This window comes from Clostridium drakei (genome assembly GCF_000633595.2).
In the GTDB taxonomy this organism is placed as follows: Bacteria; Bacillota; Clostridia; order Clostridiales; family Clostridiaceae; genus Clostridium_AM; species Clostridium_AM drakei.
Genome location: NZ_JIBU02000085.1, coordinates 1 through 24,273, shown reverse-complemented (window position 1 = coordinate 24,273; position 24,273 = coordinate 1). Strand labels below are relative to the sequence as shown.

Sequence of the window (24,273 nt, the reverse complement as noted above, 5' to 3'; positions counted from 1 at the left end):
AATGCCTAACGGCATGTTTTTTTGAGCAAAAAAGTTTTAAATTCCTACTAAATAAAAAATGGATTTACTTTGTAATAAATCAAATAGTTATAAATGCTATAAAATATTCAAAGATGAAAATTCAAGACAACAAATATATTACCTTTAAAATCAAAGATGAAAATTCAAGAATTGTTTTATCTATAATTGATGAAGGAATAGGTATACCAAAAGAAGATTTAAATAGAGTATTTAATGCTTTCTTTACAGGTAAGAATGGAAGAAAAAGTGATGAATCCACAGGAATGGGAATGTATCTTGCAAAAAAAATATGTGATAAACTTGGTCACAAAATTCTTGTAGAATCGGAAGAAAACAAAGGTTCCACCTTTTCCATTATATTTTTCAAGGGTAAAAACTTGTTTAAATTTTAATCTTTCAATATTGTAAGATTAAAATTGTATTTTGAAAGAGAAATCGATACATTGATTTCTCTAATTTTTTTATAATATATACATAAAGTTCAAGATATTTCTCATCTAAAAGAGTGAGAATATTAAGGACAACAGCCATGAAATTAATAGATGAAAGGAATGATAATTAATGTCAGTATTAAAAGCTGAAAATATAAGTAAAATTTATGGTGATAAAAGAGGAAGCTTACAAGTAAAAGCTCTTGATAAATTTAACATTAGCATAGATAAAGGAGAATTTGTTGGAGTTATGGGTCCTTCGGGAAGTGGAAAAAGTACTCTTTTAAATATTCTTGCAACAATAGATACCCCAACTTCAGGAGAGCTTTTCATAAATGGAGTTAATCCACAAAAACTTGATGAAAAGAAAGCTGCGCTATTTAGAAGAAAGAAACTTGGATTCATATTTCAAGACTTTAATTTACTAGATTCGCTATCAATAAAGGAAAATATAATACTTCCATTAGTTCTAAATAAAACAAATACTAATGAAATAGAAAAAAAAGTAGATGATATTGCTTCACTTTTAAATATAAAAAAGATTTTAGATAAAAGGCCTTATGAAACTTCAGGTGGGCAGCAGCAAAGAGCCGCTTGCGCAAGAGCACTAATTCACAATCCATCTATAATACTTGCAGATGAGCCTACTGGTAATCTTGATTCTAAAGCTTCTCAGGATGTTATGGAATCTTTAACTAACTTAAATAATGAAAAAAAAGCAACTATAATGATGGTTACTCATGATCCTTTTGCAGCTAGCTTTTGTAAAAGAATAATAATGATTAAGGATGGAAGATTCTTTTTAGAAATTGTAAAAGGAAGTAATCGTCAAGCTTTCTTTAAGGAAATCATGGATTCACTTACTTTAATAGGAGGTCATTACAATGACATTGCATAACATCGCTGTTAAAAATATAAAAGGAAATTTAAATAAATTTATAATGTACTATTTAAGTAATACCTTTGTAGTTATGGTATTTTTCATATTTGCAAATTTTCTCTTAAGTCCTAAAGCTTCCAGTTTAAAAAGCATGGGTCAAGCTGGAGCAATTATGACAGAAACGGTTTATCTTTGTGAGTTTGTAATACTCATATTCACAGTTGTATTTACTAACTATTCCATATCAAGCTTTTTAAAATCTAGGGAAAAAGAATTTGGACTTTTATCAATGTTTGGCCTGACAAAAAGCCAAGTAAGAAACTATGTTATGTTTGAAAACTTCATTGTTTCTTTATTTTCTATAAGCACGGGAATTATATTTGGTACTCTTTTTTCTAAATTATTTTTTATGTCAATTTCAGCTATTTTGATTTTAAATGCTGAAATTCCTCTTACCATATCAATTAAAGCTGTACTATTAACTTCAGTGTGTTTTTTAATATTATTCCAAATAACTTGTTTAAAATCAAGCTATAAGATAAAGAGCAACAATATAATAGAGCTTTTAAAAGGTTCCCGAGTTGCAAAACCAGTACCTAAATTTTCTAGTAAAAAAGCTATTTTATGTATAATATTAATTGGTTTTGGATACATTTTAGCAGTTTTTTCAGGTCAGGCCATTGTACTCACTATGTTTCCTATTTTAATTGTAGTAGTAACTGGCACCTATATGCTATACTCTCAATTCAGCATATATGTTACAAGTAAACTTAAAAATAATAATAAAATCTTTTATAAAGGTATCAATATGATAACTTTATCTCAAATAATATATAAACTTAGTGACAATACCAAAATACTATTTGCTGTTTCAATACTTTCAGCTGTAACTTTAACAGCTTCTGCAAGTGTATACTCATTTCAAAAAACTGTACAAAAACAAACTATATTAGACTATCCACAGGACATAAGTTTTATTGAAAATGGATTAAATACACACAATGTAATATCTCCTAAAGAAGTAGAAAAAGTTTTTAAATCTTATGGAAATGAAATAGAATATAAAAATAAAATTATCCTTATAAAAGCAACTAATAATGATTTATCTTCAAATGAACATTTAAATTTTAAACAACTGATTAATAAAAAGGATTTCTACATTATATCCAATACTGATTATAACACTTTAGCAAGTGAGCAGAAGAAACCATCTATTAAATTAAATAATGGTGAAGTAATTGTTCACTATCATAATGTAATTGCAACTAAGGATAAGGAATTATTTGCTGATAAAAATTATTTAAAATTAAATACTCAAAGCACCTCCATAAACTTAAAGCTTAAAAATGAAATAAATGGTGGAATAATTAATCAGGATAGCAAAAACTCCAATACTGCAGTAATAAGTGATAGTGACTTTAATAAACTTAAAGCTGATATTAAGGATGATAATATTCAAGTTTATTATGGTTATACTATAAAAAATGGACTTAAAGCAGTAAACTCAGTATCAAAGATAAAGAGCGAAGTTCCAAAAGAAATGAAAAGCAGTTTTTCTGAAAGAGTATTAAATTTTTCTAAAATGATGGAAGTTATGTCTACATTTTTCTTTATAGGAACCTTTATTGCAGTATTATTTTTCATAGCAACCTGCAGCATAATATATTTTAAGCTATTTAATGAAATTCAAAATGATAAGCATGAATTTACAGCTCTTAAAAAACTGGGAATGTCTGTAGATGAAATAAAAAAAATAGTAAGTACTCAATGCTTTATAATGTTTTTTCTCCCTTTTGCAGTATCCTTTATTCATACTACTTTTGCAATAAAGGCATTAAGCAATATATTACAAACAAGCCTCAGCCTTTATTTAATGATTATAGTAGGAATTTATTTTCTGCTTCAGACAATTTACTTTTGCTTTTCAAGATCAATGTATGTAAGACAAATAAACAGCTGGCAGTAGTAATTAATCACTGAAAACCTTTTTAACTTTAAATTTAGTATTTGACAATTTACATATTATTTATATATGATAGAATTATTTGTACAAGTTTCTATCATATATAGTATGTAAACATGAATTATAAAAAAGTTGGAAGGTTAATTTATGGAAATAAACACAGTAATAACTCAAATAATATCTTTATTTTTAGTTGCCTTGGTAGGTTTCTATGGTGGAAAGAAAAATATTATAGACGAAAATTTCTCAAATGGTTTATCCAAGCTATTAGTAGAAATAACAACCCCTTTTCTTGTTATTTCATCTTTTAGTATATCTTATGGACCTGATGTTGCAAACAATGTTATAAAAGCTTTTATCTACAGCTTTGCAATATTTTTACTAACTCCACTGCTAGTAAAACCCTTGCTTATAAAGGTCGATAAGAGTAAAAGAAATGTTCTTGAATTTGCAATGGTCTTTTCCAATTGCGGCTTTATGGGATTTCCTGTAGCTCAAAGTGTTTTTGGAAATGAAGGAGTAGTATATGCTGCCATTTTCAATATGATATTCAATATTTTTGTATGGACCTATGGAGTAATGTTATTCAATAATAAAAGTGATATTAAAGGCTTGAAGGAATCACTTAAAAACCCTGGAGTGGTATCTTCAGTAATAGGACTTCTAATTATGATATTTTCAATAAAAATACCTCCTCTATTGTTAAATACCACAAAAATGGTTGGAGGACTTACAACACCAATATCTATGCTTATAATAGGAAGCTTATTATCTAGAAGTGAACTTAAAAAGATTATTAAGGATAAAAGTATGTATTATGGTTCAATGATAAAACTCATACTATTGCCATTAATATTATACTGTATATCCATATTATTTAAAGAAAATTCCATGGTTTTAAAAACTTTTATATTAATGCAAGCTATGCCTGCAGGTGCGTTAACTACAATTTTTGCAGAAAACTTCAATAAAAATAAAGAGTATTCTGCTTTTATAGTATCATTTTCATCACTTTTATCTGTAGTTACCATACCTTTAGTAATTAAATTTTTTCTTTAAAACTTCATTTAAAAAGAACTTCAGCTTATAAAAACTGAAGCTCTTTTTTATTTTATTTCTTCCCGTGGCATACACTAGATGAAGAGCAGTTGCTGCAGCCACAACCACAACCACTCTCGCCACTTTTTGCTTTTTTAACTTGCTTTACTATAACTAAAACCATTAATGCAAATATAATACCTGCTATTAAAATTGTTGCTAGCATAAACATCACTTCCTATCTTTATATTTAAAGTTTCATTATCTTGTATAGCTTACCTGTGTTTTAATTTCTTTGTTTCTAGCACTTTTTCCTGTAGTTATAGCTATTGTAACTACTGCAATTGCTACTATTATTGAAATTACAGCCCCACTTAAAGTTCCTTTACCTATGATGAAACTACCAACTTGGTTTATAACAAGTGCAGTTATATAAGCTGTAAAAGTTTGAAAGCCTAAAGTAATCCATGTCCATTTCCATGAACCCATTTCACGTCTTATTGCACCAATTGCTGCAAAGCAAGGAGCGCAAAGCATATTAAATACTACGAAAGCAAAAGCGCTGGCAACTGTAAACATGGCTGCAACATTTGTTACAAGTGCTGGAGTATCTGATGCTGCATCAGATATACCATATAAAACTCCAAAGGTTCCAACAACATTTTCCTTAGCAACTAAGCCAGTAACTGTAGCAACAGCTGACTGCCAATTACCAAATCCAAGAGGCTTAAAAATAGGAGCTATTACAGTTCCAATACTTGCAAGCATACTTTCTCCTGCATCCACCATAGCAAGTGACCAGTTAAAGGATTGTAAAAACCATATCACACCACAAGAAACAAAGATTATTGTACCTGCTTTAACAATAAATGCTTTTCCCCTATCCCACATATGCATTAAAACTCCCTTTGCACTTGGAATGTGATATTGTGGAAGCTCCATAACAAATGGTGATGGTTCTCCAGAAAATAATTTAGTTTTCTTTAATATAATTCCGCAAATGATAATCATTATTATTCCTAAAAAATAAGCTGCTGGTGCTACCCAAGAGGCTCCACCAAAAAGTGCTCCTGCAATTAATGCAATAATTGGTAATTTAGCACTGCATGGAATAAATGTAGTTAACATTATTGTCATTTTTCTATCTCTATCATTTTCCATAGTACGAGTTGCCATAACACCTGGAACACCGCATCCTGAACTGATTAACATTGGTATAAAAGATTTACCTGAAAGTCCAAACTTACGAAAAACTCTATCCATAATAAAAGCTACTCTCGCCATATATCCACAATCTTCTAAAATTGATAATAGTAAGAATAAAACCATTATTTGTGGAACAAACCCAAGCACTGATCCAACTCCACCAATTATTCCTTTTATTATTAATCCTTGTAACCAATCAGCAACTTGTGCACTTGCTAACCAATTTGAAACATTTCCTTGAATAATATCTCCAAATAGTGTATCATTTACCCAATCAGTCATTGGAGTTCCAACTTTGCTGATTGCTATGTAATATACTCCAAACATAATAGCTGCAAAAATTGGTAATGCTAGAAAACGATTTGTAACAATTTTGTCTATCTTATCTGAAGTTGTTTCACTTCCTTTTCTATTCTTCTTAACGGATTTTGAAATCACATCTCCTATAAAAGCATACCTATCTCCTGTAACAATACTTTCACTATCATCATCAAGTTCAGCTTCATATTTTTGTATTATAATTTCTATTTCATCTAATATATTTTTTGAGATATTTAACTTTTTAATTATGTTCTCATCACGTTCAAAAAGCTTGATGGTAAGCCACAAAGTTTCAATCCCTTCATGTGGAATACTTTTTACAATAATTTTTTCTATCTCTTGAAAAGCACTTTTTGCTTCCTTGGAGAAATTTAATTCAAAATCTGGTTTATTCTTACTCTTTGCAATTTCAATTGCTTTTTTCGCAGCAGCCGAAACACCATTTCCTTTAAGAGCAGATGTTTCAACAACCGGACATCCAAGCATTTTTGATAACTTATCTATATCAATTTTATCTCCATTTTTTTCTACAACATCCATCATATTAAGTGCTACAACCGTTGGAATTCCAAGTTCTAAAATTTGAGTTGTTAAGTATAAATTTCTTTCGATATTTGATGCATCTACTATATTAATTACTGCATCTGGCTTATCATTTATCATAAAATTACGTGTTACTACTTCTTCTAAAGTATATGGCGATAAAGAATAAATACCTGGCAAATCTACAATTTCAACATCTTTATTTCCTTTTAGCTTACCACCTTTTTTTTCAACTGTTACTCCAGGCCAGTTACCAACATACTGTGATGAACCTGTAAGTTCATTAAACATAGTAGTCTTTCCACAGTTCGGATTACCAGCAAGTCCTATTTTAATTGTCATTTCTACTCCTCCTTATTACTCTACAAGAATCATTTCTGCATCGGCTTTACGAATCGATAATTCATATCCACGAATAGTTAATTCTATAGGATCTCCAAGTGGGGCTACCTTGCGTACATAAATTTCACAACCTCTTGTAATACCCATATCCATAATACGTCTACGAACAGCTCCTACTCCATCAATTTTCTTAACCTTAATGGTTTGCCCACACTTTATTTCTTTTAATGTGCTCATTAAAAATGACCTCCCCTTGTCTAAACTATTATTCGACTTGCCATGCTTTTATCTAATGCAACTCTGCTGTCTTTAATATTTATTATTATATTTCCACCAATTTCCGAAATAATTTTAACAGTTTCTCCAACTACAAAACCTAGACTATTTAAAAATCTTTTTGTCTCATCATTTCCAATTATTTTTATAATATTCATTTCATTTCCTTTACCTGCTAATATTAATGGCATAGTCTTTTCCTCCTTCATCATATCTTATATATTTGAATCTCTACTTTTATTAAAGCTTCTTAATTATACTAAGTTTAACTTCTTAATAGTTCTGTTGGTTTAATACCTTTTATCATTAGTTTCATGATAGTATATTTTATTTCATCATATTTATTAAAAATAGCTTTAGCCTTTTTAATGTCATGATATACTTTCCAATATCCTATCATTTTACATTCTGCATTAGGGCAATCAATAAAAGCTGTTACATCTTCTACTGGGTATCCTAAAAAAATTCCAATTTCATGAGGACACATATGTTCAAATCTTTTACTTAAAAGAGTTAAGCTCTGTTCAACACTCATATTTTCGTTGTATCCAAATCTTTTTAAAAACTCTACATTTTTGCTTTCTCTTACATTAAGTTCAATCTTTTCTTTATTAAAAAACAACACTATTGTACTTTCTGCATCCTTTTTCAATTCAAAATAATCAATATCTAATATTTCCTTAACTTCATTTTTATATTTTTCCCATATACTGTTCAAGTTTCTATTATTCTTGCCAAAAGTAATTAAAGAAGATGCTTTATATTTTTTTATAGTTGGTCCTGCACTACATACTATTACTGAAAATAAATATTCCAAATCATCATAATTATTTGTAACAATAAAAAATTTTTTTAACTCTTCTTTACCCATAAAACATCCTCCATTACTTTATGTTTAATATATTTCTTAAGCCTTTGCTAAAAGTTCACCAAGCTCCTTGCATTTTTTAATACCTTCTTCATCTGGTTCATTATTAATTATAAGACCATCTTCTATAACCCTTGCTCCATAAGATTCCATTCTTTCTTGCCAGTCAGTCATCCATTCACCATTGCCCCATCCATATGAGCCAAATAATGCAGTATTTTTACCTTCAATTGCATCCGAAATTGATTCAATAAATGGATCCATTTCAGATTCTTCAAGCTGTTCTGATCCCATAGATGGGCATCCAAGAGCTACTGCATCTGCTTTTAAAACATCTTCTACCTTTGCTTCTCCAACATTAAGCAACCTTACATTTACATTTTGTGATTTTACACCATCCATAACACCTGTTGCCATAGCTTCTGTATTGCCTGTCCCACTCCAATAAATAATTACTACATTTTTCAAATTAATCTCCTCCTTGTAAAAAACTATAGATAAGCACTTATGTACTTGATAATTTATATATTATTTTAAAAATTAATTACATCATCCATCTCTTCCTTTGTTAGAATCTCTATTTAATATAATTTCACTTTTACATTTTTCACATATTACTGACAACACAATACTTGCACTATTGATTATACTTCCTCGTTCTTGCTTGATATTTTTTATTAATTTTTTTGCATTTTCTTCTAGTTTCTCTTTTTTTATATCTACTATCTTGTTACATCTTATGCATTTTGCATGTATATCAATTTCTCCTATAGTTTGTAGTTCATAGTAGCTTGTATTTGCTGCATTAATTCTTTTTATTATTCCAACAGTTTCTAATATCATGAGATTTCTATATACTGTGCTAAGTCCTATTTTCTTATGTTTTACTTTTTTATATATTTCATCAGCATTCATATGTACACTGTTTTCATATATTGCTTTTATAATTTCACATCTTTGCTTTGTAATTTTATATCCATTACTTATTAACTTTTCACTTAAGTTACTAATATCAGTAGTTTTCTTTTTCATGTATATCACTACCTTCTATAATTGCACACTTTAATATAAAAAAATTTGTTTTACCATTTGTATTGCATGCAACATATTATTTTTACTTCAAATTAATTGATATAGATAATCATTCTCAACTGATTTTTAAAAAATAAAAATATAAATATTACTATCTATATTTTTGGCAATCGATAATGAATATCATTATCATTAATTTCAATTTAAGTATACTACTTATATCTATTTTTGTAAATACTTATATTTGCCAATCCCCATTTAAATTTCACTTTCACCTGTAATTGTATTCCTTAATAATCACTCTTTCCACTTCTTTATATATCCTTTTTGCTCTAAATATTTAAGCTTTACTTTTATAGCTGAAACATCTGTTTTAAAAAATTCAGCCATTTCTTTTAAAGAATACTTCTCAGGTTTTTTTAATAGATTTAAAAGTCCAATAAGCATAGATTTCCCCTCTATTCATACAAATCTATTTTATAGTTCTAAAATCACATTTCTAAATATCAAATGCAAGTTTAGTAATGATCAAATAATTGAAAAGTACTAATTTTATTTTCTCTTTCAATGATAATGATAATCAAATTCATTTACTTTGTCAATACATAATTACAAATTATATTTTTTATTATCAAGATATATAAAATTTAGAAATATCGTTGTATATGTTTTTCAGCCAATTTAAATAAGCACTAGTAACGATTACCTAGTGCTATTTAAAGCAAACTAAAAATACTCATGATAAAGAATTTCATATTTTATTTTTTCTAAACTTTTTTTCCTTAGAACAATTATTATTACAAATATTTTTTATTACAATATAAATTTGCTATATTACATCTATACTCTTAATTAAATTTGGAATATCTTTTCTATAAAGTCTCCCTGAAAAAGCTTCATGTGGAAGTGATATGAATTTTGTACCAGATTGAGCAATACTTCGATAAATAGGGTCTGCAATGATGACTTTTGTATTTTTCAAATACAGCATCAAGCTATCTTCATCTTCTGCTAAAACGTCTCCTTGTAGTAGCAAATCAGGTTCTGTTTCCAAAGTACATAAAACATTAGCTTTAATGCCTTTTGTAAGTGCAAGTGCTGCAGCTAATGATTCAGAATAAATACTCTCTCCAATAATAACTGTATCACTATGACAGATATTTTTTCTGCCATAGACAATTTGAGATTTTCTTGAACCAATTGCTTTATCCAGTGCTTTAATAACTACAGCTGTAAACTCATCTCCCATTGGAACTCCTACAACATACGGTGTTCCAAACTTCTTCTGTAGTTCTTTTGCTGCTAAAAGTCCAGTAGAGGAAATAACTAAGTTTACTTCTGCAGCTCCAGCTTGTTTCATTTGTTCAAGTGTACTTCCCATTGCCCATACAGATAAAACCTGAAATCCAACTTCAGTTAATTTCTTTCTAATACTTTCTATACTTCCATTTACAGAAAAATCTAGAGGAGTAGCACCAAGTACATTTACACTTTTTGTTATCTTAGATACACCCTCAACTGTAAATCGTTTTACTATTTCAGCAAGAGCTTGCCCTGCTCCACATATATAAGAATGCATTCCATTTGTTTCAATAGCAAATGTAGGAATTCCAGTTTCATTTTCAATTACTTCTGCAATAGCAGGAAAATCTGTACCCATCATCATTGGAATGGGTGTACCTGCAATAGCTATAAATTGGGGATGCAAGTCATTAGCAGCTGTCACAATGTCATTTATTAATTTATCATCATCCCCCATAATAGCTTCCATTTCAGAAAGTCCTGTAATATAAATCATGCTTTCCATATCATACCAGCGTGGTTCATCGTGAGTAGTATATGTTGAATTGCAACCTGATGCATCATGCATAACAGTCATTCCACCTAATTCATATAGTGCGGAACAAACACCTGACACATCTGCAGTATATGTTGAAATAAATGCTGAAGCCTGTTTCATAGTAAGCAATCACACCCCAATCCTTTCATTTGTATAAGCGTACGTACATCCTTCTGAAATGTAAAAGCTTCTTTCATAAGTCCAGCTAATTTGACAATTCCATCAAAGCCATACATTCCTCCGCCTTCTACTATATTTACAAAATATTCACTCCCTGTAAAATAAGCAGCCTTCTGCCCTATTGCAAGACTCTTCTCATCACATTTTCTATTTAATAAACGCATCTTTGCATGTACTGTAGCATACACTTTCATTTCAGGTTTGTTTTTTACAAGCCAGTTAAAATCTGTTTTGTCCCATTCTGTAAATGAATCTACATAAATCCTATCCACATTAAATCCATTTTCAACAAGCAATCGTGCTAATTCACAAGGTCTTGGAACAGCTGTATAATCTATTGAAATCTTTGCATCCCCAATTACTTCTTTTGCTTCTTTTAATGCATTTAGAGCTGATAATTTTTCATCTTTATATTGTTTTTTTGACAATCCCAGATATTCATTCAATGTATTCAAATTTTCTGTTATTTCATCAAATCCATAGCATAAAGGCAAATGTAAATGCTTCTGTCCTAATTTTTCCTGCAAATAATCTCCACCTGGTATTACAACAGGCAAACAGGATATGTTAACACAACTTTCTGCCATTTTAAGATATTCATTATATGTTTTACAAAGAGTAATATCTTTAAGTTCATATCCATTTTCACGAATGATCCGTATCAGTTCACTGCTTTCATCTATAGGAATATTGTTGCCAATGATATTAATGCTTTTTTTATTAATCTCCATAGGTTCAAGTATGTCATACAATTGGCGCTTCATTTTCTGATCCGGCGTCAAACCGCTTTTCCTCATAATTGGATCCATATAACAATCTACAAAAGCCACATCAGAATATCTTTTTCTAAGTTCACTATAAACCAGCTCAAAATCACATCCCATAAAATGATGTATGCAGGCGGTAAATATCAAAACTGCTGGAGGTTTTTGTGGAAGCTTTTCAAGTATATCTGATACACCTTCTATTATAAGTTCTTCCATGTTACCTTCCAGCACATTGTTCTCCTGTACAGCTATAGTTGAAAACCTATCTAATGTGCCCATTTCTGCTGCTGTAAGAACAACACCTCTTAAACAATTTGCTGCACATACATATATCTGATGTGATTTTGGAATAAGCATTCCAACATGAACTATATTCCATGTTCCCCTGGAAGGAGCATTATATTCAAGTCCGGATACAAAGGGTGCAGGAAATGCAGCGTCTTTTATTGCAATACAGGCACCTTTTTCATTAGCATGTCCAGATACATTTACAAGCATGATATCTCCTTTCCACATATCCTCATGATAATCTCTGCCAGCTTTCTATACTGTTTTGCCATATCACTTTGAGGGAATGCTTCTATTACTGTTTTATTCAAACTCTCTGCTTCCTGAACAGTTTCACTCATGTCCAAAGTACCAACTATTTCTGAATGAATATCCTCTGCCAGTTCACTTACTTTTTCATATTCATTTTTTACATTTCTTCTGTTAAGAATAAGACCTCCAAGACCTGCATAACCCCTATTCTTAAAATTATCTATAGCCATGGCAATATTGGCTGCTGCATGAATAGCCATGTTTTCACCTGAGGTTATAATAAATACTTTGTCTGCATAACCCTTACGCATTGGCATTGAAAATCCTCCACATACTACATCACCTAATACGTCATATATAACTACATCTGGTTTATATACTTCATAGGCACCTTTTTCTTTTAATTTTTCAAGAGCTGCTATAATTCCTCTGCCTGCACAGCCTAAACCAGGATTAGGACCACCTGCCTCCACACATATCACACCATTGTATCCAACAGTTACCATATCCTCCAAAGTAAAGTTATCCTTATTGTTTCTTACAAGTTCAAGTACCGTATTCACTTTTGTTTTGCCATGAAGTGAAACTGTAGAATCAGCTTTAGGATCGCATCCAATCTGCATAACCCTTATTCCTTTATCAGAAAGTGCAGCTGATATATTAGAAACTGTTGTAGATTTTCCAATGCCACCTTTTCCATATACTGCAATCTTTATCATAATATTTTCCCCCAAACTCTAAGCAAATGTATTAGCATATTCTTGGAAGCAACTCTCCTCCTGGAGGTGGCAGCAATGTTTCAGCACCAATTTCTGTTTTTACAATAACACGTCCTGCCATATCACAGATTACTTCACCAATAATAGCTGCATCTTTGGAATACTTACCTTTATGTAACGTATTCACAAGCTTTGGTGCAACTTCTTTTGGAGCAAAAATAACAAGTCTGCCTTCACATGCAAGATATAATGGCTCCAGCCCCAGCATGCCACATACTCCTTTTACACCATCTGCTACTGGTATACTCTTTGAATCCAGTCTAATTCCAACTTTGCTCTGCTCTGCAATTTCATATAATACTGTACCTACACCTCCACGGGTAGCATCTCTGATTACATGAATATCTTTTGACTCATGAAGCATAGCTTCTACTGTTCCCCACAATGGTGCACAATCACTTGCTACATCTACCTGTATTCCAAACTCGTTTCGTGCAAGCAAAACAGTGCATCCGTGCCGTCCTATATCACCTGTTACAATAATTGCATCACCAGGTTTTGCATTAAAGCCAGAAGTATTGACACCATCTATAATCTGGCCAATACCTGTTGTTGTTATAAATACACCATCAACCTGTCCTTTTCCAGCAACCTTTGTGTCTCCAGCTACTATTTTGACCCCTGCTTCATCTGCAGTCTTTTCCATAGCTGCTGCAATTTTTTCTAATTTCTCCATTGAAAAGCCTTCCTCAATGACAAAGGCACAGGATAAGTACAATGGCTTAGCTCCCATACAAGATAAGTCATTTACTGTACCACAAATGCTCAATTTACCTATATTTCCACCTGGAAATTCTGATGGAGAAACAATAAATCCATCTGTAGTAAATGCCAGTTTTCCTCCCTTAATATTCAATACTGCAGCATCATCTGATGTCAGGTCCGGATTGGAAAAATGAGCTTTAAAAACCTGATCTATTAATTCTGATGTTTGTTTTCCTCCAGCTCCATGAGCTAGTGTAACTGTTTTATCCATTTATAATCCCTCCATACTGATAATATGCTGAACACGCACCTTCATTAGATACCATGCATGCTCCAACAGGATGCAGTGGTGTACATCCTTTTCCAAATACCCTACAATCCGATGGCTTGCATTTTCCCTGCAGAACATCACCACAGCGGCATGCTGAATTACTTTTACCTGTGACTTTTGGTAAATTGAATTTATTTCTAGCATCAAACTCTTTATAAGCTTCTTTCAATTTAAGACCTGAATTTTTTATAACACCAAGTCCTCTCCATTCAGAATCACAATCTTCCATAATTTCAGATACAATACTTTGTGCTGCTTTACTTCCTTCACGTGTAACAACCCTTGGATAACAGTTTTTAAAGAAACTGACGCCTTCCTTTAATCTTGTGATTACTACAGCAAGTGCTGTCATAATTTCATTTGCAGTAAAACCTGTTATCACTCCACTAACGCCTTCATTAACCAAATTTTCACACAAATTTGTACCTGTAATGGCATGTACATGACCTGGATATAAAAATGCATCTGCACTGCCTTTCAAAGCTTTGTATGCTGCTGGCATAGTTTTGTTTGCTGTAAGTAATGCAAAATTTGTAAGTCCTGCTTCTTTTGCTTTTTTAACCGACAAACAGCTGGCAGGTGTGGTTGTTTCAAATCCTACTGATAAAAATACTACCTGCTCATCAAGGTTAGCTTTAGCATACTCATAAGCATCAATAGGTGAATATACTATTTGAACTTTTCCACCTTTTGACCTAGCTCCTGCAAGGCTCATTTCTGAACCAGGTACCCTTACCAAATCTCCAAAGGTGCATATTGTGACATTATGATGAAGAGCCAGCATAATGGCTTCATCAATAAAGCCAACATTCGTGACACAAACCGGACATCCTGGTCCTGATATCAATTCAATATTCTCTGGTAGGATACTTCTAATTCCAAGTCTGAATATTTCATGAGTATGAGTTCCGCAAACTTCCATAATACGAAGCTTAGGTCCCCTGTAACCTTCGATAATCTCCTTTGCAGTTTTTTTTATATTTTCAGCCATTATAATTCCTCCATGATTTTATCTGTTTCACTCTTATCATCATTTGTAATTTTGGCAATGGCAATTCCTGCATGAACCATAACATAATCCCCTGGTTCCAATTCATCAATTAACTCTGCAGATACTTCTCTTTTTGCTCCTGAAGCATCGATGATCGCCATGCCTTCTTTAACCTTTACAACTTTTGCTGGCAAACCTACACACATATTTATTCTCCTTTCGTTTTGTTTATATATTCCATTGCTGCTATTGCCTGTCCTGTTGCGATTCCACCATCATTTGGCGGCAATAAACTATGGGTTAAAACTCTAAAGCCCATTTTTCTCAAACGTTCTATACTCATTTTTAATAATAACTGGTTCTGATACACTCCACCGCTTAAAGCTATAGTATTAATTCCACTTTTTTCTGAAGCATAGGAACATGCAGCTGCAATCATGTCTGATAATTTTTCATGGAAAAAATAAGCTAAGCTTTCTGCATCTTTTCCAGCTAAAGTTTCTTCTATGATTTTCTTAACTAAAACATCTGTTGCCATAATTAACTTTCCTTCTGAATCTTCATAAACAAGCTTTGGCAATTCAATACTATCTACCTCGCAGATGCTACCATCACCATTATAAATCATATGTTTTTCTTCATAAGCTTCTGCTTTAAATTCAAGTGTCATAGACGCTTCTCCTTCAAAGGACGACTGCTTCCTAATATTCAAAATAGCACTTACAGCATCAAACAAACGACCTGCACTTGTAGATATTATGCTGTTTATTTTATTGTCAGCCATCATAAACTGAACACTACAATTCTTCTCATCACACAACTTAAGCTGTTTTACAATTTCACCAGCTTTAACCTTATCCTTGTATATACCATAAATCATACTTACTACAATTCGCCATCCTTCTTTAGCTGACAAATCACCACCAATTTGAACAAAGGGTTTTATGCTGCCCAGTCTTTCAAATCCATCATAAGTAGCCTTTAGTAACTCCCCTCCCCAAATGGTTCCATCCGTTCCATAGCCTGTTCCATCAAATGAAACACCTATAACTGGATTAGAATAATCATTTTCAGCCATACATGATAGTATATGTGCATAATGATGTTGAACCTGAATCACAGGAAGTCCAATTTCCTGTGCCACGTAAGTAGTATTATATTTTGGATGCATATCACATGCCACAATGGTTGGCGCAGTTTCAAGCAGAGTTTCCATTCTCGTAATAGATTCTTTTAAAGCCTTTACTGTTCTTAAATCTTCCATGTCTCCAATATACGGTGATGCATAAAACAAATTATTTTTGCCTATACAAAAAGTATTTTTCAGTTCACCACCCACTGCAAGCACTTCTCCATTAAATTTATTTGAAACCATAAAAGGCAGTGGTGCATATCCTCTTGAACGTCTTATCATATAAGGTTTTTCTTCAAAGAAATCCATAACTGAATCATCTGCACGAATACGAATCATTCGATTATGTGATAAAATAACATCACACATCTTTGATAATTCCCCTATTGCGTCATCATCGTCCCTGCATATTGGTGCACCTGACGTATTACCACTTGTCATAACTAGACAATCCGGCATGACTATATCATCATCATATGTAAATATAAGTAGCTGCAAAGGAGCATATGGCAGCATTACTCCTACCTTTGGATTATCAGGTGCCACGGCATCACACACCCTTCCACTTGGTTTTCTCCTTAGAAGTATGATTGGTTTCTGATGTCCATCAAGTAATTCTTTTTGAACTTTTATAGCTTCACATTCGCGTTCTACTGTTTCTATATCCCGCATCATAACCGCAAATGGTTTAGCAGGCCTTGTTTTTAATGTTCTAAGCCTCTGTACTGCTTCCCTATTTGTAGCATCACAACAAAGATGAAAACCTCCAATTCCTTTTATAGCTACAATGCCTCCATCATGTATTATCTGTCTTGTATAAGTAATTGCTTCTTTACCTCGCTCATCTCTTCCTATGATATAAACCTCTGGACCACATTCATTACAACATACTGGCTGTGCATCATATCTTCGGGTTTCAGCGTGGGTGTATTCATATTCACATTCTGGACACATAGGAAATTCACCCATGCTGGTACGTACACGATCATAAGGCATGGAGTCTAAAATAGTAAGTCTTGGCCCACAACACGTACAGTTTATAAAGGGATGAAGATATCGTCTGTTATTCTTATCAAAAAGTTCCTTTATACATTCTGGACAGATAGCAATATCTGGAGATACAAAAATCTCACCCTGTACATGTTCACTTTCAATAATTTCAAAGTCCTTAAATTTTTTTGATTCTTCCACTTCATGCACATCAATTTTTAATATTGATGAACGCTTTGGAGGATTATGTTCTAAATCATGAAGAAAGCCTTTTAGTCTACTTTCTGTACTTTGTGCCCATATTTCTACATAAGGTCCTTTGTTACACACACTTCCAAGTATACGATTTTTATCTGCATGCCGGCTTACTGTAGGTCTGAAGCCAACTCCCTGAACAATACCATAAACTCTAATAAGTAAAGTTTTACAATCTTCCATCTCACATCACATCTTTCCTGAAACTGCAAAATGTGGTACATCCACATACCTTCCCTTGAAGTTAGGTATTGCACGTTTCAAAATATTATCACCTACAATTACATCATAATTTCCTTTTTCTATAAGCTTAACAAACTGGTCCTCTTCTGTAAGAGAAATATCCTGAACCTCTCTAAGCTCCTCCTTTAACATAAACCAGGAAGCAACTGTTATATCTGAATTCACATTTCTATTTATTTCATTTCTTATTGAATTGGCTATAACCTGCTGATGTATGACTAAAATCTTTTTATTCTCAAAGTTTTTAAACTGTTCTTTCATTTCACTGTTTAATATGTCTGAAACTAATGGATAAAAGACTTCATAAGCTGTGCCAAATCTTTCCTTTAAATACTGTGCAGCCTTTAATCCAGCAGGTGATACTACTAGATTTTTTGAAGCACTGCCAGCAGCTTCTACCTCTGACAAATCTGATTTCATACCATAACAGTAGACATTTTTAAATCCTTTATTCTTTAGTTCAGATTCTATTTTATCTGGTGCCTTTAAATCACTGACATCAAGTGGAATTGTTCCAATTACACCAATACTCCCTTTATCCACTGTGAGTCCATCTTTTGCAAAGGTTTTAAACATTTTAACATAAGCTTTTTCAGCTCCAACATCATACAAATCCATACCAGTAGTTTCTATAGTAAGAACAGGTATTTGCAGCTTCTTTTCTGCCATTTTCTTTATTGCATTATAATCAGTAGCAATAACTGACGGTACTGGAGTTCCAATAACTGCTGCAAATTTTGCTTCCAATTTTTTAGCAGCATCTGCAAGTTTAGCCACAAGCCTGTCATCACGCCCCAGTATAGCATCCATATCACGAAGTCCTGCACTGAAAATGGCAGTTTTTTCTGTAGCCCATCTAGGCTCATCAAATCCACATACATTACCAGCACATCCTCCAGCATCACAGATAACTATAATTCCACCCAGCTTATAAAAAACAGCCGCCGCACCAGACTGATCTGGTGCAAAAGGTGGTATATATTTTCTTAATCCTTTCATCTACTATGCCTCCTTAAAAGAACAATCCAATGAATGCTTCAATTCTTTAAATAATTTTTTTACACCAGCATACCCAAATGGTTGAGTATCCTCATTCCAGGGTACATTTACACAGTTAGGATGATAATACTCAGCATCCTTGCCAATAGTTATATCAATGTTTTCTCTACTGCAATCATAATAAAGCATTGTAGGTTCAAGATTGGAATAAATCTTGGTTGCAGGACTTAATTTTGCAATTTTTTTAATATAAACAAAGTCTTCTAAAGTAAGGCTAGCATATATTTCAGCTACCTTAAATCCATATCTTAAAAGTGCTAAAGATAATTCAAAAGAATTAGCATTCAGCGTTTCCCCTACTGCAAATGTTATATGGGGATAGGAATCTTTCAATTCATCTATGGCCTTCTTAGCTTCCTCATAATATTTTTCATCATCAAAGCTGGCACCAAGAGCATTTACAAAAATCCGGTATTGATTCTGCACTTTATCTATTTGATACAATCTTGTAAGTTCTACTGATGGAATATTAAGTCGTTTCATAATATCCTGTGCTGCAAATCTTGCTTCTGGATTTAATACAAGATTAAAATTTGCTTCTCCCATATGCATATATTCATCAAAGTCTTTTAACTTAGAAATTTCATTTATTTTCTTTATGCCAATATGGTGCAGCAAATCATATAGCTCTGAAGTTTCTATAAGCGGAGCAAAATATCCCAGTATATTAACTGTATCCGGTCTTTTTTCCATTGGCTCAAGTAAGGAATAAATAGACTGCCTTACATGTACCATAGGAGGTTTACGACCTTCTCTTGTAAGTGCATACATATAACATGGGAGAACAGGAATATTCACCCTATCCATAGCCTTTCTGCAAACACGCTCCATGTCTGTTCCCAGGAGTGCATCCACACATGTTATACAAATCATAACTACTGATGGCATACTCCTTGTACATTTACAAATTTCTTCCACTGCTTGTGGAATGTTCTTCAAGTGAGCTCCAGTAACAATATCAGTTTCATCCATTATCAAATAGAACATTCTTTCACTATATCCACCCGCTTCACTTAATGTCGTTGTATTCCTGCCGCAACATCCTGGAGCTACTAAAAGCATAACTGATCCTGGTATTGCAAGAGCTGCACGCTTAACACCAAAACCTTGAGCACCAGGTGAATTAAAAGAAAGAGTTGCTGGTGAACTATAAATCAAATGAGTATTTGAAATAAGCTCTGCAGGAATATTCTCTTTACCTGCTGCAGCTAAATTTTCCGCTGTAATATAATATGGATCTTTTTTCATTTTATTCCCTCATCCTTAATTAATAATCTGGCTAAATTTAAAAAGCGTTGACTTATTGGTAGACTGGGATCCCCTTCAATAACCGTCCTTCCCATTTCTTCAAAACGATTGATATCCTTGTTTCTTGGAATATCACCTACAATTGGAAGCTTAACTGAATCTGCAAAGTCTTTTACTTTTTCATCTTCATTTTCAATATTTCTATGATTGAATACTATACCAAGCACCTTTGCATAACCTCTATCTTCAAAATTTTTAACTGCACTATTTATATTATTGGCTGCATAAAGAGCCATTTTTTCCCCTGAAGTAACTATAAGCACTTTTTCAGCATATCCTTCACGAATAGGCGCTGCAAATCCACCACAAACCACATCACCTAAAACATCATAAAGTACAACATCTGGTTTATATGTTTTAAAAAGATCTAATTCTTCCAGTAAATTAAATGTAGTAATAATTCCTCTACCTGCACAACCAAGACCAGGTGTAGGACCCCCTGTCTCTATGCAAAGTACTCCTCCAAAACCTACTTTTGAAATATCCTCAATTTTTTCTGGATCTTTATCAAATTCCCTCATATAATTCATCACAGGCATTAATGCTTCCCCTCCAAGCAAATTAATAGTAGAATCTGCTTTAGGGTCACATCCTATTTGTATAACTTTCTTTCCAAGCTTGGCAAATGCTGCCGATAAATTACTGGTAATTGTAGATTTTCCAATGCCACCTTTTCCGTATATAGCTATTTTTAGCATCTTTTAAACCTCCTATGAAACTTCATTTATCCTATCACTAATATTTTGCTAATACCCCGTCTTTCTTTATATGAAACTCCTTCTCCTATTGCCGAAGGAGTAAGTGATTCACACAAAATCATAGACTTTAATTCTTTGCTTTTCTCATGTAAAAAAGCTCTTCCCAGGCTTGGGAAGAGCTTAAATTCATTCATAGCATATCAAATTATTTTTAGACTCATGTGAACTTCCATCATAATGGGTACTCTCCATCTAAATCTTAAAATAACTTATCCATGAGCATATCAACTGTTATATCTCACATAAAGAAGATGGGAGTGTTACGTATGATTGCCATCAGATAAATAATACACTAATTCAAAATATTACTTCTTTACTGCCCGCTCTTTATCTCAGGACACCTTCGCTTCAGAGTGACAACAATATTAAATTTTAATTAAAATATCAAATAACCAATTAATCGTTTTCTGAAATTTTTATATATTCAGTTTATCACCAAGAATTGGTATTGTCAAGAACTTACACCAAATTGTGTAAAAAAATCAGGCAGAATTAAAAACTCCACCTGATTCAAGCTTTCATTTTATTATATATACTTTGTTAAAATATAACCATAGTAAACAAAGACCTTAAACTTCTTTTGCCATACAAACTTTTACTTTCTCTATTCTTCTATCTTTGACTTCTTCAATTTTAAATATTATATTTTCATAATTAACAGCTTTCCGTTCTCCATTGTGTGGTATATGACCTAATAAATCTACCACAAAACCGCCTATGGTATCAGAATACTCTGAAATTAAATTCAAATTAAGATAATTATTGAAATTATCAACTGATATAGAACCACTTACAACAAAAGTATCATTATCAACCTTTTTTATATCCGGCTCACTATCATCATATTCATCATCTATTTCTCCCATAACTTCTTCTATAAGATCTTCTATAGTTGCTATTCCTGAAAATCCACCATATTCATCTATCAATACTGCCATATGATTTCTAGTAGTTTGAAGCTCCTTAAACAACTCATCAATGTTCTTGCTTTCAAGCACAAAATATGGAGTATGCAGCATTTTCCTTATATCAATATTCTTATTATGATTTTTATGAATCTCAATAAATAAGTCTTTCATGTACAAAATTCCTATTATATTATCAATATCATCTTCATATACAGGAATTCTTGAATACTTTTCCTCCATGAGCTCATCCATAATTTCATCATGTGAAGTATTTACATTGATTAAAAACACATCTGGTCTAGGAGTCATGACCTCCTTAGCTAATTTATCATCAAATTCAAATATACCATTTATCATTTGCTTTTCTGTCTCATTAATAACACCATATTCTCTTCCAACTTCAACTAGGGATTTTATTTCTTCTTTAGATATAGTTTCTTCTGTATTTTTCTTATCTAATCCAAATACTTTAACTAAAATATTTATAGATCCAGAAAGCAACTTTACAAAAGGTGAAGTAATTTTAGATAGAAATACAATTACTCCTATAGACCTCATTGCAAATGCATCTGGCTTTTGAAGAGCTATTCTTTTAGGTAATAATTCACCAAATACTAGTGTTACATAAGACAATACAATAGTTATAATAACTATTGATACTTCACTACTATAAGGTACTCCAATGTTAGTCAAAAACTTAGTAAATTTGTTTGCTATGCCTGTAGATGCAGATGCACTAGAAAGAAACGCTGCAAGAGTAATTCCAACTTGAATAGTAGATAATGCTTTTGTTGGTTCCTTAATAAATTTTTCCAATAATTGAGCTTTCTTATTTCCTTGCTCTGCCATTAACTTGATTTTATTCTTATTAACTGATACTAGCGCTATCTCAGCTAAAGAAAAAAATGCATTAATTAAAGTTAAGATGGCTATTAAAATAAATTGTCCCATTATACTCGGGTCGGGACTAGGGTCTGATTCCATTAATAATTCCTCCTCAAATGTAATATATAATAATCATAATAATAACATAAAAGTTAAGATTTTTCCAGTCAAGTATCCAAATTGTTAATAATAAATAATTTTTTGTAAAAAAACAACTTACTATACCCATATAACATGCATATTTTTGAAAATTAAGTAATAGTACAAATCAAATCTGTCTATAAAAACCTTACACTATTTCAAAATTCCAATATTTACACAATTATATTGACACTAAAATGTTATCATGTTAGTATATGAATGAATTTAAAATTATTCATTCGTATATTGGAGGTGATTTTATTGTTAAATAAAAAAGTAGTTATTTTCAATAGTGGGAAAAAGTTATTCTGTTCCAAAGGCTTTAAGGATACAAGTGTTTCTGATATAACAAAATTGGCTGGTATAGGAGTAGGCACATTTTATAATTATTATCCCTCTAAAGAGAAACTTTTCTTGGAAATTCATATACAAGAAAATGATAAACTTAAAAAAAATATTATGGAATCTGTTAACTTTGATGAAGATCCTACTAAAGCAATTAAAGAAGCACTATCATTAAACATTAAGGGCATGAATTCTAATCCTATATTAAAGGAATGGTATAATAGGGATGTTTTCACTAAATTAGAAAAATATTATCGTAAAGAGAATGGAAAAAATGATGTTGATTTTTTATATAATAACTTTGCAGATTTAATAAAAAAATGGCAAACTGAAAAAAAAATAAGAGATGATTTAGATTTTGAATTTATACTGGCCTTATTCAACTCAATAATATTTATTGACACTCATAAAAGAGAAATTGGTATTCATCATTTTCCAAAAATTATAGATTACTTAGCAGAATTTATAATGAAAGGATTAACTAATTTTCCAAAATAAAAATACATTTAAATTACTATGATTTTTAATTTATACTTGAAAATAACTGTCTAATAATTTAAATTAATTTGTTATGCTAGTTAAGTCTTAATTCCATTAATAAATAGACAATTTATTATGAATAAATATCTCTAATATTAAGAATTAACTAACATAATAAATGAAACTATACAAATTTTATTTTTTTCTTCATATGTGAATGAATATAAAATTATTCATTCAGAAACGAGATTTTAAAGAACATTTAACTTAAATTCAATATATAAACTTTACAAATACTGATATACGTATATTTAACTTAATTAAATTTCTTTATTTTAACCTCCACCATGAACTATTAAAAGTACTCATTAATTAAATATATTGTTAGATGATTGCAGAATTGAAAGTTAAAGAATGTGGATAACTTTTGAATTTTTACTTAAAAATGTACAAAAAAAGATTACGACAAAAAGCCTTTGGATAAAAAGGCATGCGTAGCATGTAATTTAATTGAGGATATGTTGATTAAGCAGCTATTTTAAGAAGTTTATTTATACTTCTAATATATTCTACATTATTTATGGCGTAAGCCAGTATAACATTTATAAGTTTAGAAATAGCAGTTAAATATAGATCAGAACGCATAGTAGTGGTGTTTACTGTTCTTGGGTGTTCAATGCATGGATTGCATTTTAAAGAAGCTATAGATCTCTCA

Annotated in this window: 25 protein-coding genes; 5 read left to right on the top strand and 20 right to left on the bottom strand. The window is 31.6% G+C overall.

What is annotated here, in order from left to right; genetic code table 11:
• The 4 genes from EG57_RS0224635 to EG57_RS0224620 form a co-directional block, all read left to right on the top strand.
• On the top strand, positions 1–413 hold a 413-nt coding region (locus tag EG57_RS0224635), incomplete at its 5' end, for an ATP-binding protein (RefSeq protein ID WP_032079721.1).
• 169 nt (positions 414–582) lie between these two features.
• A complete protein-coding gene (locus EG57_RS0224630) occupies positions 583–1,350 on the top strand; it encodes an ABC transporter ATP-binding protein (RefSeq protein ID WP_032079720.1) in 768 nt (255 codons plus the stop codon).
• Positions 1,337–3,298 (top strand): FtsX-like permease family protein, encoded by a 1,962-nt coding sequence (locus EG57_RS0224625; RefSeq protein ID WP_032079719.1) that lies wholly within the window; start codon positions 1,337–1,339, stop codon positions 3,296–3,298. The genes EG57_RS0224630 and EG57_RS0224625 overlap by 14 nt, the downstream gene beginning before the upstream one ends.
• A gap of 144 nt (positions 3,299–3,442) precedes the next feature.
• A complete protein-coding gene (locus EG57_RS0224620; protein ID WP_032079718.1) occupies positions 3,443–4,354 on the top strand; it encodes an AEC family transporter in 912 nt (303 codons plus the stop codon).
• Positions 4,355–4,406: 52 nt separating this feature from the next.
• Here EG57_RS0224620 and EG57_RS26120 read toward each other — a convergent pair whose 3' ends face one another.
• The 19 genes from EG57_RS26120 to EG57_RS0224535 form a co-directional block, all read right to left on the bottom strand.
• Positions 4,407–4,559 carry a FeoB-associated Cys-rich membrane protein gene (locus EG57_RS26120; RefSeq protein ID WP_084572328.1) on the bottom strand — a complete coding sequence of 51 codons (153 nt, stop codon included), beginning with the start codon at positions 4,557–4,559 and terminating at the stop codon, positions 4,407–4,409.
• 35 nt (positions 4,560–4,594) lie between these two features.
• Positions 4,595–6,745 (bottom strand): ferrous iron transport protein B, encoded by a 2,151-nt coding sequence (feoB, locus tag EG57_RS0224615; RefSeq protein WP_032079717.1) that lies wholly within the window; start codon positions 6,743–6,745, stop codon positions 4,595–4,597.
• A gap of 15 nt (positions 6,746–6,760) precedes the next feature.
• Complete coding sequence (locus EG57_RS0224610; RefSeq protein ID WP_029159555.1) at positions 6,761–6,982, bottom strand: FeoA family protein; 222 nt, start codon at positions 6,980–6,982, stop codon at positions 6,761–6,763.
• 20 nt (positions 6,983–7,002) lie between these two features.
• A complete protein-coding gene (locus EG57_RS0224605) occupies positions 7,003–7,212 on the bottom strand; it encodes a FeoA family protein (RefSeq protein WP_029159554.1) in 210 nt (69 codons plus the stop codon).
• 74 nt (positions 7,213–7,286) lie between these two features.
• On the bottom strand, positions 7,287–7,892 hold the full coding sequence (locus EG57_RS0224600; protein ID WP_032079716.1) for a DUF3793 family protein: 606 nt from the start codon (positions 7,890–7,892) through the stop codon (positions 7,287–7,289).
• Positions 7,893–7,928: 36 nt separating this feature from the next.
• Positions 7,929–8,357, bottom strand: coding sequence for a flavodoxin (locus tag EG57_RS0224595; RefSeq protein WP_032079715.1), 429 nt, complete (start codon positions 8,355–8,357; stop codon positions 7,929–7,931).
• A gap of 81 nt (positions 8,358–8,438) precedes the next feature.
• Positions 8,439–8,921 carry a Fur family transcriptional regulator gene (locus EG57_RS0224590; protein WP_242859928.1) on the bottom strand — a complete coding sequence of 161 codons (483 nt, stop codon included), beginning with the start codon at positions 8,919–8,921 and terminating at the stop codon, positions 8,439–8,441.
• A gap of 297 nt (positions 8,922–9,218) precedes the next feature.
• Positions 9,219–9,368 (bottom strand): helix-turn-helix domain-containing protein, encoded by a 150-nt coding sequence (locus tag EG57_RS26885; RefSeq protein ID WP_200880610.1) that lies wholly within the window; start codon positions 9,366–9,368, stop codon positions 9,219–9,221.
• Between the two features lie 382 nt (positions 9,369–9,750).
• Positions 9,751–10,881, bottom strand: a complete 1,131-nt coding sequence (locus tag EG57_RS0224585; protein WP_032079714.1) for a nitrogenase component 1 — start codon at positions 10,879–10,881, stop codon at positions 9,751–9,753.
• Complete coding sequence (locus EG57_RS0224580; protein WP_032079713.1) at positions 10,878–12,206, bottom strand: nitrogenase component 1; 1,329 nt, start codon at positions 12,204–12,206, stop codon at positions 10,878–10,880. Before EG57_RS0224580 ends, EG57_RS0224585 begins: the two co-directional genes overlap by 4 nt.
• Positions 12,197–12,967: a nucleotide-binding protein gene (locus EG57_RS0224575; protein ID WP_032079712.1), complete on the bottom strand. Its 771-nt coding sequence runs from the start codon at positions 12,965–12,967 to the stop codon at positions 12,197–12,199. The genes EG57_RS0224580 and EG57_RS0224575 overlap by 10 nt, the downstream gene beginning before the upstream one ends.
• A 31-nt stretch (positions 12,968–12,998) precedes the next feature.
• Positions 12,999–14,003, bottom strand: coding sequence for a hydrogenase expression/formation protein HypE (hypE, locus tag EG57_RS0224570; RefSeq protein ID WP_032079711.1), 1,005 nt, complete (start codon positions 14,001–14,003; stop codon positions 12,999–13,001).
• Complete coding sequence (gene hypD / locus EG57_RS0224565; protein ID WP_032079710.1) at positions 13,996–15,054, bottom strand: hydrogenase formation protein HypD; 1,059 nt, start codon at positions 15,052–15,054, stop codon at positions 13,996–13,998. Before hypD ends, hypE begins: the two co-directional genes overlap by 8 nt.
• Positions 15,054–15,260 carry a HypC/HybG/HupF family hydrogenase formation chaperone gene (locus tag EG57_RS0224560; RefSeq protein WP_032079709.1) on the bottom strand — a complete coding sequence of 69 codons (207 nt, stop codon included), beginning with the start codon at positions 15,258–15,260 and terminating at the stop codon, positions 15,054–15,056. The genes hypD and EG57_RS0224560 overlap by 1 nt, the downstream gene beginning before the upstream one ends.
• 2 nt (positions 15,261–15,262) lie before the next feature.
• The gene (gene hypF / locus EG57_RS0224555; RefSeq protein ID WP_032079708.1) at positions 15,263–17,614 is read right to left on the bottom strand and encodes a carbamoyltransferase HypF; all 2,352 of its coding nucleotides are present in this window, start codon (positions 17,612–17,614) and stop codon (positions 15,263–15,265) included.
• 6 nt (positions 17,615–17,620) lie between these two features.
• On the bottom strand, positions 17,621–18,673 hold the full coding sequence (locus tag EG57_RS0224550) for a nitrogenase component 1 (RefSeq protein ID WP_032079707.1): 1,053 nt from the start codon (positions 18,671–18,673) through the stop codon (positions 17,621–17,623).
• A gap of 3 nt (positions 18,674–18,676) precedes the next feature.
• Positions 18,677–19,981 carry a nitrogenase component 1 gene (locus tag EG57_RS0224545; protein WP_032079706.1) on the bottom strand — a complete coding sequence of 435 codons (1,305 nt, stop codon included), beginning with the start codon at positions 19,979–19,981 and terminating at the stop codon, positions 18,677–18,679.
• Positions 19,978–20,739 (bottom strand): nucleotide-binding protein, encoded by a 762-nt coding sequence (locus tag EG57_RS0224540; RefSeq protein WP_032079705.1) that lies wholly within the window; start codon positions 20,737–20,739, stop codon positions 19,978–19,980. The genes EG57_RS0224545 and EG57_RS0224540 overlap by 4 nt, the downstream gene beginning before the upstream one ends.
• A gap of 629 nt (positions 20,740–21,368) precedes the next feature.
• Positions 21,369–22,691 (bottom strand): hemolysin family protein, encoded by a 1,323-nt coding sequence (locus EG57_RS0224535; protein WP_032079704.1) that lies wholly within the window; start codon positions 22,689–22,691, stop codon positions 21,369–21,371.
• A gap of 303 nt (positions 22,692–22,994) precedes the next feature.
• Between EG57_RS0224535 and EG57_RS0224530 the strand changes: the two genes are divergently transcribed.
• Positions 22,995–23,576 (top strand): TetR/AcrR family transcriptional regulator, encoded by a 582-nt coding sequence (locus EG57_RS0224530; RefSeq protein WP_032079703.1) that lies wholly within the window; start codon positions 22,995–22,997, stop codon positions 23,574–23,576.
• A 507-nt stretch (positions 23,577–24,083) separates the two neighbouring features.
• Here EG57_RS0224530 and EG57_RS26615 read toward each other — a convergent pair.
• On the bottom strand, positions 24,084–24,273 hold a 190-nt coding region (locus EG57_RS26615; protein ID WP_032079702.1), incomplete at its 5' end, for a hypothetical protein.

Excerpts from the sequence above, each read along its gene's own strand:
- EG57_RS0224630 (WP_032079720.1), top strand. The coding sequence starts at position 583 with ATGTCAGTATTAAAAGCTGAAAATATAAGTAAAATTTATGGTGATAAA.
- EG57_RS0224625 (WP_032079719.1), top strand. The coding sequence starts at position 1,337 with ATGACATTGCATAACATCGCTGTTAAAAATATAAAAGGAAATTTAAAT.
- EG57_RS0224620 (WP_032079718.1), top strand. The coding sequence starts at position 3,443 with ATGGAAATAAACACAGTAATAACTCAAATAATATCTTTATTTTTAGTT.
- EG57_RS26120 (WP_084572328.1), bottom strand. The coding sequence starts at position 4,559 with ATGCTAGCAACAATTTTAATAGCAGGTATTATATTTGCATTAATGGTT.
- feoB (WP_032079717.1), bottom strand. The coding sequence starts at position 6,745 with ATGACAATTAAAATAGGACTTGCTGGTAATCCGAACTGTGGAAAGACT.
- EG57_RS0224610 (WP_029159555.1), bottom strand. The coding sequence starts at position 6,982 with ATGAGCACATTAAAAGAAATAAAGTGTGGGCAAACCATTAAGGTTAAG.
- EG57_RS0224605 (WP_029159554.1), bottom strand. The coding sequence starts at position 7,212 with ATGCCATTAATATTAGCAGGTAAAGGAAATGAAATGAATATTATAAAA.
- EG57_RS0224600 (WP_032079716.1), bottom strand. The coding sequence starts at position 7,892 with ATGGGTAAAGAAGAGTTAAAAAAATTTTTTATTGTTACAAATAATTAT.
- EG57_RS0224590 (WP_242859928.1), bottom strand. The coding sequence starts at position 8,921 with ATGAAAAAGAAAACTACTGATATTAGTAACTTAAGTGAAAAGTTAATA.
- EG57_RS26885 (WP_200880610.1), bottom strand. The coding sequence starts at position 9,368 with ATGCTTATTGGACTTTTAAATCTATTAAAAAAACCTGAGAAGTATTCT.
- EG57_RS0224585 (WP_032079714.1), bottom strand. The coding sequence starts at position 10,881 with ATGAAACAGGCTTCAGCATTTATTTCAACATATACTGCAGATGTGTCA.
- EG57_RS0224580 (WP_032079713.1), bottom strand. The coding sequence starts at position 12,206 with ATGCTTGTAAATGTATCTGGACATGCTAATGAAAAAGGTGCCTGTATT.
- EG57_RS0224575 (WP_032079712.1), bottom strand. The coding sequence starts at position 12,967 with ATGATAAAGATTGCAGTATATGGAAAAGGTGGCATTGGAAAATCTACA.
- hypE (WP_032079711.1), bottom strand. The coding sequence starts at position 14,003 with ATGGATAAAACAGTTACACTAGCTCATGGAGCTGGAGGAAAACAAACA.
- hypD (WP_032079710.1), bottom strand. The coding sequence starts at position 15,054 with ATGGCTGAAAATATAAAAAAAACTGCAAAGGAGATTATCGAAGGTTAC.
- EG57_RS0224560 (WP_032079709.1), bottom strand. The coding sequence starts at position 15,260 with ATGTGTGTAGGTTTGCCAGCAAAAGTTGTAAAGGTTAAAGAAGGCATG.
- hypF (WP_032079708.1), bottom strand. The coding sequence starts at position 17,614 with ATGGAAGATTGTAAAACTTTACTTATTAGAGTTTATGGTATTGTTCAG.
- EG57_RS0224550 (WP_032079707.1), bottom strand. The coding sequence starts at position 18,673 with ATGAAAGGATTAAGAAAATATATACCACCTTTTGCACCAGATCAGTCT.
- EG57_RS0224545 (WP_032079706.1), bottom strand. The coding sequence starts at position 19,981 with ATGAAAAAAGATCCATATTATATTACAGCGGAAAATTTAGCTGCAGCA.
- EG57_RS0224540 (WP_032079705.1), bottom strand. The coding sequence starts at position 20,739 with ATGCTAAAAATAGCTATATACGGAAAAGGTGGCATTGGAAAATCTACA.
- EG57_RS0224535 (WP_032079704.1), bottom strand. The coding sequence starts at position 22,691 with ATGGAATCAGACCCTAGTCCCGACCCGAGTATAATGGGACAATTTATT.